Origin of the sequence: Corynebacterium riegelii, assembly GCF_001263755.1 — a bacterium.
GTDB lineage: Bacteria > Actinomycetota > Actinomycetes > Mycobacteriales > Mycobacteriaceae > Corynebacterium > Corynebacterium riegelii.
This window is the reverse complement of sequence record NZ_CP012342.1, coordinates 246,704-255,502: the sequence shown is the minus strand read 5'-3', so window position 1 is coordinate 255,502 and position 8,799 is coordinate 246,704. Positions and strand designations below refer to the sequence as shown.

The following is an 8,799-nucleotide window of genomic DNA, read 5'->3' as shown; positions in this document are numbered from 1 at the left end:
GGCAGGACCGGGAATCCATATCCAAAAAAGCACACATTTTGTCGCTTAACCCCTACATGAGGTACTTCCAGGTTGCTCCTTCACACGGCAATGAAGACTTCGAACCCAATACTCACTGGGGCGACATAGTGGAGATTTACAACCTCGATGTTCAACTCCGTGCCCTGTTGTTTGAAGGCATTCACCTCGCAGAAATATCAGCGAGAACGGCTTTCGCATACAGCGAAGCGAATATCCATTCCCCTTACGAAGAGTATTTAGCTACTGATGCTTACAAGCGCCCTCCTAACCCAACCATAAAGGCAACCAACGAGCTGATACTCAGCGAGCTGCACCGCTCACGTGAGCCATATATCGCAAAGTTTCGGAAAGGCTGCACAGACGTAAACCAGTTGTGGACCGACGACGTCCCCGTATGGGCTGCAGTAGAAACCTTGTCTTTAGGGACACTGTCTAAAGCGATCAGCTTCCGCAATGATGGGAATGCTGTTTATCAAGGAACCTGCAAGGCCCTCGGGGTCGGGCAGCCATACTTGTCGCCGCAGTTGCGTTCTTTCACGTTCATAAGAAACAAATGTGCCCACTCCTCCCGTCTTTGGAACTGTTTCGTTGTCGATCCTCCTCGGGTGCCGGAGGGGGTAAAACGGCGCGCAGAAAGGTTGAACGGTTCGTACGCAGGAAACTCAGTGTTTGCTGTGATCGTTGCACTCGATTATTTCCTGTTCACCACCAAGCTGCGTGAAGGCTTCTTGAACGAGTATCTACAGTTAGCCAGTACTTCAGAGTTATTTAGCCAGGGTATTTCTCATCCGCGAGCTTCATAACCCAAAACCAGTAAGCCCCTGCCTACCGCGCGGTGACACGCTCAAGCACCACGGATTCACGGCGCGCGGGCGCTTCGGCACTGATGGTAAAGCCGTCGCGCAAGACTTCCAGGGAACGCTCGAAGCGGTACTCGTCGTCGGTATGCAGACTAAACAGCGGCTGGCCTGCGCGAACCTTGTCGCCCTTGACGGCGTGCAACACAATGCCGGCACCGAACTGCACGGGATCTTGCCTGCGGGCACGCCCCGCCCCGAGGCGCCAGGACGCCACGCCAACGGACAACGCATCAAGCTCAGCGAGGTAACCGTCCGCATCCGCGGTCACGGTGTGCGTGTGCGCGGCAGTGGGCAGCGCGGCATCCGGGTCGCCACTCTGGGCGCGGATCATCTTCCTCCACGTGTCCATGGCGCGGCCGTCTTTCAACGCCGCTGCGGTATCGGCGTCGGGGACGCCGGCGGCCTTCAACATTTCGTCGGCAAGCGAAAGTGTTAGCTCCACAACATCATCGGGGCCGCCGCCTGCTAAGACCTCGACTGCTTCTTCCACCTCAAGCGCGTTGCCCACCTTGCGGCCAAGTGGGGTGGACATGTCAGTGATCAAGGCAACCGTGTTCGTGCCAGCATCAGTTCCCAGGTCAACCATGGTTTGGGCGAGCTCGCGGGCGGTATCAAGGTCTTTCATAAACGCACCAGATCCAACCTTGACGTCTAACACCAGGTTTGCGGTACCCTCGGCAATCTTCTTGCTCATGATGGAGCTTGCGATCAAAGGGATGCAGTCCACGGTGGAAGTAATGTCACGAAGCGCGTAAAGCTTCTTATCAGCCGGGGCAAGACCGCTACCTGCGACACAGATAACGCAGCCGGGGTCTTCGAGGATCTCCATCATGCGCTCGTTGGATATTGCGGCCTGCCAACCGGGGATGGATTCCAGCTTGTCCAGCGTGCCGCCGGTATGCCCCAACCCGCGTCCGGAAAGCTGCGGCACCGCCACGCCGAAGGTGGCCACCAGGGGCGCTAGCGGCAGGGTGATCTTGTCGCCCACGCCGCCGGTGGAGTGCTTGTCCGCGGTAACGCGCGTAAGTGAGGCAAAGCTCATCGTCTCACCCGAGTTGATCATGGCCTGGGTCCACTGTGCGATCTCTTCACGGCTCATCCCGTTGAGAAAGATGGCCATGGCCAGGGCAGACATCTGTTCCTCGGCAACCACGCCGCGAGTGTACGCATCCACCACCCAGTCGACCTGCTCTTTGCTCAAGGGCTGGTTGTCGCGTTTGGTGCGGATGACATCGACGGCGTCAAAGCGCTCGGCCATGGTGAATTCCTTCTGGTTATGATTTCGGTGTCAATCCATCACGGTAGTAGAAAACCAGGTGTTCCCATGGCCACCTCCGCAGTCACTGACGCCCAGCTCATCCAGCAGGCCCGCAACGCGCAGGCCCGTGCGTACGCGCCGTACTCCAAGTTTCCGGTTGGCAGTGTGCTGCTGCTTGATAACGGCCACGTGGTCCCCGGCTGCAACCTTGAAAACGCCTCCTACGGTTTGAGCATGTGCGCCGAGCGCAACGCCGTCGCCGGCGCGATCGTGGGCTCTGGACCGCGTGGGGTTGCAGACGCCGGGTTCACCATCGAAGCCGTGGCCATTGTGGGCAAACCTGGCGAGCCGTGCTTCCCCTGCGGTGCGTGCCGCCAGGTACTTCGAGAGTTCGGCTGCAAGCGCGTAATTGTGGAAGACGAGGAGGGTTTGCGCTCATTTAAATTCAGCGAGGAACTGTTGCCCTACTCGTTTGGCCCGGAATCGCTCTAGACTCCATTTCGCACTCTAGCAGCGCAAACATGTGCGAAGCGCTGCTTAGCCTGCCCTATGGAAAGCTACCCTGACCTGCACAAAGGCAGCCTTTGCTTGCTTGTGCAGGGGTTTTATCCCGTGCATCATGAGCCCCATGACCGTTGTAGTTGAACCCATCATCGGCTCTCACGTCGCGCAGGAGCCGGCCACTCCACCGCAGCACGAGGCTGGCCTTGGTGAGCGCATGAACCGACTGCGCGCAGGTGTCTTAGGCGCCAACGACGGCATCGTGTCCACCGCCGCCGTGGTGGTGGGTGTTGCGGGTGCCACCGACAGCCTCTCCGCTATCGCCACCGCGGGTCTTGCCGCGGTTGTCGGTGGCGCGATCTCGATGGCGCTGGGTGAATACGTCTCCGTGTCCTCCCAACGCGACTCAGAGCGAGTCCAAGGTTTAGCCGATCATCACTTAGTCAACCCGTGGTCCGCAGCAATCGCCTCCTTTCTTGCGTTCCTGTTGGGCGCAGCGCTGCCGTTCGCTGCAGCCGTGCTCACCCCGGTGTCGGCCCGCGTGGTTGCGATCTTTGCTTTGACGCTGGTGTCCTTGTCGCTCACCGGCGCACTGTCCGCCAAGCTCGGTGGCGCGGCTGTTGGGCGCTCCGTTGTGCGTGTGGTACTCGGAGGCACGTTGGCGCTTGGCGCTACCTTCCTTGTCGGCTCCCTGTTCGGCAGCCAGCTGTAGAGGCCTGTGTACTCCCGTTGTAAGCTTTTGGCATTTACCAAGCTTATTTGAACGTGAGGGGTGCGTATGTCTTCGCCGTTTAATCCGAACCAGCAGTCACAGTTTGGGGGTCAGCCGCAGTTCGGACAGGGTCCTGGACCTGCTCAAGGTCCTGGCCAGCCGCAATTCGGTGGCCAGCCACAGTTTGGGGGTCAGCCACAGTTTGGTGGCCAGCCACAGTTCGGGCCCGGCCCAGTCCAGCAGTTTCCCGGTCAACCGTTCGGCCAGCCAGCACCGAAGCGTCGCGGTCCGGGCTGGCCAACTTGGTCTTACTTGGCGTTGACCGTTGCGTCGCTTCTGGGCAGCTTCCTGCCGGTGGCGGCGGTCGCTCTTGCATGGGAAGGTCTCGGCAGCGCAGCGCTGACGTTCAACTGGTGGGGCTCGATGTCCTATGAGGGCACCGGTTTCGGCACGATTGGCCAGGAGTACTTCGAAGAGGGGCTCGGCGGTCCAGATGCTGGCATGCTGATCGGGTCCATCGCCGTGATCTTGTTGTACGTCGGCGCCACGGTTGTTGGCTTTCTTGGCCGTGACAAGATTGCGGCGATTGTCGCAGCTGTCGCGGGTGGCGCACAGTTGCTGACCACCATCGTGACCGCGTTCCAGATTGACGGCATGTACGGTTCCCTGGCCGCCGGCTGGTACCTGTGGTTGCTGTGCTCCCTGATTGGCCTGGGCATTGCCGTTTGGATGTTGGTGAAGGGCACGCGTCCGGCGCCTGCACCACAGTCACCGTTTGGGCAGCCGCAGCCAATGCCACAGCAGGGTCGGGGCTGGTAAAGATGAAGCGCTTTGGGGCTTTACTCTTGACGACGCTCACGTTAACCCTCACCACCGCCTGCACCAACAACGGCGGGGTGGACCTTGAGGCGCCGGTCTACGTCACTGTGGACAGTCTCGACGGCGCGAAGGTGACCATTACCAAGCATCAGCCGCTCGTCGTCCCCGTTGGCGAGAACCTAGATCCGGATGCGTGGACTGAGGGCAGCGTTGAAGACGAGACGATCGCAACCTTTGAATCCGGCCCGAGCTTCCGCGCGGTAGGCGTTGGCACCACCAGCGCCCAGCTGACCAACCCGGATACGGGTGAGGTCTACACCTTCACCCTTGTTGCGAAGTAGTCCGGTGAAGGAGCTAGCGCTTCTTCAGCCCAAAGCGGGGGGTAAATGAGGTGGGGTGCTTGCGCTGCGCGGCGGCGTCTCCAATCACCAAACGCCACTTCGGGTCGGTCACCGGCATGTTTGAGATCGGGAACCAGCCGACCTCAGTGGACTCGTCATCACCCACCACGGGTACTTGGTTCGGATCGTCGGCCTCGCAACGAATCTGCACCGACATGTAGCTGGCCTTATCGCCGTTGTCATGGGTCACGGGACCAACCGCCCCCACGCCCAGCAGTGCAGCGGCGCTCACGCGCACTCCGGTCTCCTCCAGGACTTCGCGAACAGCCGCGTCATGTGGCTCCTCTCCCGGGTCCGCAATGCCGGTAATTGGGGTCCACTTACCGTTGTCGGCACGCTTGACCAACAGCACCTCGGGGACGGCCCAGACGGAATTGTCCGTTGAATCTCGCAGCACCACCGCGGCCACTGAGGGCAGCCACATAAGGTCGGTGCCGATCTTGGCGCGTGTCTGAACAATGAACTCCGGGATTGGCATGGTTGCCAAGTGTAGACTTCCTGTCATCATGAGCACGAACAAACGCATCCCCACCCCGATTTTTGTCATCGGCTACGGAGCAATCGTGCTCACCCTCATCGTTGCCATGGCCATGCTAGTGAGCTACCGCGCGGACGCAGAGGCGGATGCCAGCGCCGCAGACGGCAGCGCCGCAACCGGTACAGCAAGCACCACAACCACAACTGAGCAGGATCCGCGCCAGGCGTGGAACCCGCCGCTTCGAGACGAAGCGAATGTCCTTGCCAGCATCCGCCCCTACCTGATCACGGATGTGGAATCAGCCGTCGGCGAAACCGGGGTCATCGTTCGCGGAAAAGCCACGGAAACCGCGATGGCGTCCACGGCAGAGTTCACCGGGCACCTCTCACGCCTGCTGGAGCAAAACTGCCTGGACACACTTGTGCTGACCACCCCAAACAACATGCGCATAAGTTTTTTGGGATTCTGCTTCTCCACGCTGCCACCGGCAAGCATTGAGAAATACACAACGTTTGCTGCAGACGAAGACGCGGACTCGCTAGCGTTTGTGAACTACAACAGCGCCGCTGGGGTTGAGGTGGCGTTGGGGTGGTTGGACGTGGCGTCGGCAAGCAAGCTGAGCGAACTGGAGCAGACCTGGAAGCGTCTCCCTCTGGAGCCTGGCTTGGACCGACTGCGAACCAGTGCTTACACCGACGAGGAGGTTGCTGCCGGGCAGCGCGTGCGCGGCACATACATGGAGATTCGCCGCGGCGAGCTGTTTACCACGACTGAGTAACCCACGCCGGCTCGGGCACCACCGCGTGGATCACGCCCATGAGCTGCTCAATGTTGGAGTAACTCATGCGCTTCGGGTTGTCCATCCCCTCGAAGCACTCCTCATCGGAGCGGCCCGCCTCGGTGCCGGACACCACGCCGATGATCACGGCGCGGCCGTTGACTTCACTAAACACCGGCCCGCCGGAGTCCCCCGGGGAGACGCACACGCCCGCAATGTCGCCGAAGGTGGGCAGCTGTTCTTCCACCATGGTGTCTACAATCTGCACGCGCTGGGTCTCTAGGAACTCACCGCACGTATAACCCGTGGTCCCGCCTGTCTTGCACACATGGCCGGGGGCGGGAATGTCCTGCGCAATACCGGTTGGGATGGGATCACCCACAACCTCCATGGCGCGCTCCGGGTCAGTGATCTCAATGATGCCAATGTCAACGCGCTCCCCACCCGGGTTAAACAGACCGGAGTAAATGAACCGGCCGGCCTCGCGCTCATAATCGGAGGCAAACGTAGCGTTCGTCGGCCACACCAAATCCCCCTCGTGCCCGCAATGCCCAGCGGTCACGGCGTAGTTGCGGCCGTGGATATCACTGAAGGAAAACGCCACCGTGCACGACTGCGCGGTAAAACTCTCCCCCGGCGCCGGGTAATGGTCCGTGGTCTGAATCTTCGTGCCCGGCGCCCACACCGCGTACTCCGGCACCAACACCTGATTCGCCGGCTGCTGCGGCTCATCTTCCGGAGGCACCTCGCCTGGCGGAGTACGGACCTCTTCGAGCGCCTGGCGCTCTGCGTCCGTAGAGCTTGGCACCTGGGATGTGGTCACCCCCAACCACACCACGCCCGCAACCAGTGCTAATACGGCGACGACGGCAAACAACCACGCCGCGCCCGGCCGGCGGTGTGTTTGTTGGGCAGGCTGAGGCGGGCCCTGCTCAGGAAACGCCCACGCAGGGCCCGCGCCAGTCTGATACTTCCGGGCAGCACCAAACTCGTCGCGCTGACCCGGTTCCTGCGGGTTCGTGCTTACTGCCCCGCCTTGTCCTCGTTCTGCGCCTCTTGTTGCGCCCCTTGTTGTGCTTCAGCCTTCTCCTTCGCGGCCTCTTCCGCCTGAATCTTCAGGTCACGGATGAACTTCTCTGGATCAAACTCCGTGTACTGCTCCGGGCCTGCGAACTGCTCCTGTGCCATGGTTAGACCTCCGTGTTGTCCGTATTGTCCGTGTTGTCAATGGCGTTGGCAATGAACTGCTTGACCGCCTCGGTGTCATTGGGCAGGTCGGTGACGTGGCGCTCAGCGTCCATAATCCCCTTGAAGCGCTCCGGCACCCTCGGGTATTCCTCAATCGCTTCATAAATGGTGCGGCTGAACTTCACCGGCAGTGCGGTCTCCAGCACGATCACCGGGGTATCCAGCTTGTGCTGCTGCGCAGCCGACACACCATCAGCCGTGTGCGGGTCCACCACAATCCAGAAGTCTTCCTTCAGCTGGCGGATGATCTCCAAACGGTCCTCATGGGTAGAGGTGCCGGAGAGGAACCCAAACTCATCACGAATCCGCGCCATGACCTCCTCGCCTGCCGCACCGAAGTCATCAGCATTGAAGCCGCCGTCTTTCACCTTGGTGCCAAACAGCTCGGCGGTAAGCGTGGGGTTGCGCAGTGTGGCATCAAAAATCATGCGCTCAAAGTTCGAGGCCTTGGAGATGTCCATCGACGGCGAGGACGTTGCAAACGTCTCCTCCGCAGAGCGCGGGCGGTACTCGCCGGTGACAAAGAACTCATCCAACACGTCATTTTCGTTGGTGGCCACGATCAGCTTGTCAATCGGCAGCCCCATCTGCTTGGCAATGTGGCCTGCGCACACATCACCAAAATTGCCGGTAGGCACGCTGAACGAGACCTTCTGCTCGTTGCTTTCCGTCACCTTCAGGTAGCTGGAAATGTAGTACACAATCTGCGCGAGCAAACGAGCCCAGTTAATGGAGTTGACCGCACCAATCGAGTACTTGGACTTAAACGCCGCATCCCCGTTGACTTCCTTGACCACATCCTGACAGTCATCAAACACGCCATCGAGCGCGATGTTGAAAATGTTCGGGTCATCCAGACCAAACATTTGCGCCTGTTGGAACGGCGTCATGCGCCCCGCCGGGGTGAGCATGAACACGCGGATGCCGTCACGGCCACGCATGGCGTACTCCGCAGAAGAGCCCGTATCACCGGAGGTGGCGCCCAGGATGTTGATCTCCTCGCCGCGGCGGCCCAACTCAAACTCGAACAGCTCGCCGAGCAGCTGCATCGCCATGTCCTTAAACGCCGCGGTCGGGCCCTCAGACAGGTGGGCGATGTAGAGCTTGTCATCCTCCAGGCACGTCACCGGCACGATCTCCTCGTGGGCAAACTTGCCGCCCTCGGTGGTGTACGCCTTCGCCGTGAGCTGCTCAATCACCTGCGGCGGAATATCGTCCACGTACAGCTTGAGCACCTCGGCAGCGAGCGCTGCATACCCCTTCTGTGCCAGCAGCGTGCGCCACTGATCAAGCATGTCGCCGCTGATCTGCGGGTAAACAGCGGGCATGTACAACCCGCCGTCTGGGCTTAGGCCCTGCAGCAGGATGTCAGTAAACGAATGGGCAGTCGAGTGCGGGTCGCGCGTTGAGATGTAATCCACAACGCAACAGTCTACGTGGTGCTAGTGGCGCGGTGGCTCTTGACGGCCGGTGAGGATGTCCACCACGGAGCGAATCGCGGCGTCTCCAAGCGGCGGCAACGGACGATGCGCCGCAACTTCCGCCTCCGGCTCCTCCTTCGGCGCCGTGATCGCAGGCTCTACCTGCAGCGTGAGCGTCTCGCCCTCAAGCGCAAGCTTTGCATCGGGGGCCACGCCAGCAACGCGGGCGGCCTCTACCAACGCCACCAGGTCCGTGTAGGTGGCGTCAGCCAGATCAATCGTCATATTCACAGCCATGGCAC

General features: G+C 60.7%; 12 protein-coding genes. 6 read left to right on the top strand and 6 right to left on the bottom strand.

Going from position 1 to position 8,799, the window contains the following annotated elements:
• A partial coding sequence (locus AK829_RS01250; RefSeq protein ID WP_083439702.1) for an Abi family protein occupies positions 1-824 on the top strand: 824 nt, incomplete at its 5' end.
• Positions 825-846: 22 nt separating this feature from the next.
• On the opposite strand, the gene AK829_RS01245 is transcribed toward AK829_RS01250, so the two are convergent.
• Positions 847-2,139 (bottom strand): thymidine phosphorylase, encoded by a 1,293-nt coding sequence (locus AK829_RS01245; protein WP_052203541.1) that lies wholly within the window; start codon positions 2,137-2,139, stop codon positions 847-849.
• A gap of 66 nt (positions 2,140-2,205) precedes the next feature.
• Between AK829_RS01245 and AK829_RS01240 the strand changes: the two genes are divergently transcribed.
• The 4 genes from AK829_RS01240 to AK829_RS01220 all read left to right on the top strand — a co-directional run bounded on the left by AK829_RS01240 (position 2,206) and on the right by AK829_RS01220 (position 4,512).
• Positions 2,206-2,631 carry a cytidine deaminase gene (locus tag AK829_RS01240; RefSeq protein ID WP_052203539.1) on the top strand — a complete coding sequence of 142 codons (426 nt, stop codon included), beginning with the start codon at positions 2,206-2,208 and terminating at the stop codon, positions 2,629-2,631.
• Between the two features lie 136 nt (positions 2,632-2,767).
• Positions 2,768-3,352, top strand: coding sequence for a VIT1/CCC1 transporter family protein (locus AK829_RS01235; RefSeq protein WP_070495952.1), 585 nt, complete (start codon positions 2,768-2,770; stop codon positions 3,350-3,352).
• 66 nt (positions 3,353-3,418) lie between these two features.
• On the top strand, positions 3,419-4,171 hold the full coding sequence (locus AK829_RS01225) for a hypothetical protein (RefSeq protein WP_083439701.1): 753 nt from the start codon (positions 3,419-3,421) through the stop codon (positions 4,169-4,171).
• Between the two features lie 26 nt (positions 4,172-4,197).
• A complete protein-coding gene (locus tag AK829_RS01220; RefSeq protein ID WP_157045271.1) occupies positions 4,198-4,512 on the top strand; it encodes a hypothetical protein in 315 nt (104 codons plus the stop codon).
• A 13-nt stretch (positions 4,513-4,525) separates the two neighbouring features.
• Here AK829_RS01220 and AK829_RS01215 read toward each other — a convergent pair whose 3' ends face one another.
• Positions 4,526-5,050 carry an NUDIX hydrolase gene (locus AK829_RS01215; RefSeq protein ID WP_052206304.1) on the bottom strand — a complete coding sequence of 175 codons (525 nt, stop codon included), beginning with the start codon at positions 5,048-5,050 and terminating at the stop codon, positions 4,526-4,528.
• A 28-nt stretch (positions 5,051-5,078) separates the two neighbouring features.
• On the opposite strand from AK829_RS01215, the gene AK829_RS01210 reads away from it, so the two are divergent.
• Positions 5,079-5,828, top strand: coding sequence for a hypothetical protein (locus tag AK829_RS01210; RefSeq protein ID WP_052203529.1), 750 nt, complete (start codon positions 5,079-5,081; stop codon positions 5,826-5,828).
• On the opposite strand, the gene AK829_RS01205 is transcribed toward AK829_RS01210, so the two are convergent.
• From AK829_RS01205 to AK829_RS01195, 4 genes are all read right to left on the bottom strand, one after another.
• The gene (locus tag AK829_RS01205) at positions 5,812-6,651 is read right to left on the bottom strand and encodes a trypsin-like serine protease (RefSeq protein WP_232305760.1); all 840 of its coding nucleotides are present in this window, start codon (positions 6,649-6,651) and stop codon (positions 5,812-5,814) included. The genes AK829_RS01210 and AK829_RS01205 overlap by 17 nt on opposite strands.
• A 200-nt stretch (positions 6,652-6,851) precedes the next feature.
• Positions 6,852-7,016 (bottom strand): hypothetical protein, encoded by a 165-nt coding sequence (locus AK829_RS12630; protein ID WP_168156384.1) that lies wholly within the window; start codon positions 7,014-7,016, stop codon positions 6,852-6,854.
• Positions 7,017-7,018: 2 nt separating this feature from the next.
• Entirely contained in the window at positions 7,019-8,497 is a 1,479-nt protein-coding gene (gene thrC, locus AK829_RS01200; protein ID WP_052203525.1) for a threonine synthase, read from the bottom strand.
• A 21-nt stretch (positions 8,498-8,518) separates the two neighbouring features.
• On the bottom strand, positions 8,519-8,794 hold the full coding sequence (locus AK829_RS01195; RefSeq protein WP_052203524.1) for a hypothetical protein: 276 nt from the start codon (positions 8,792-8,794) through the stop codon (positions 8,519-8,521).
• Positions 8,795-8,799 lie beyond the last annotated feature (5 nt).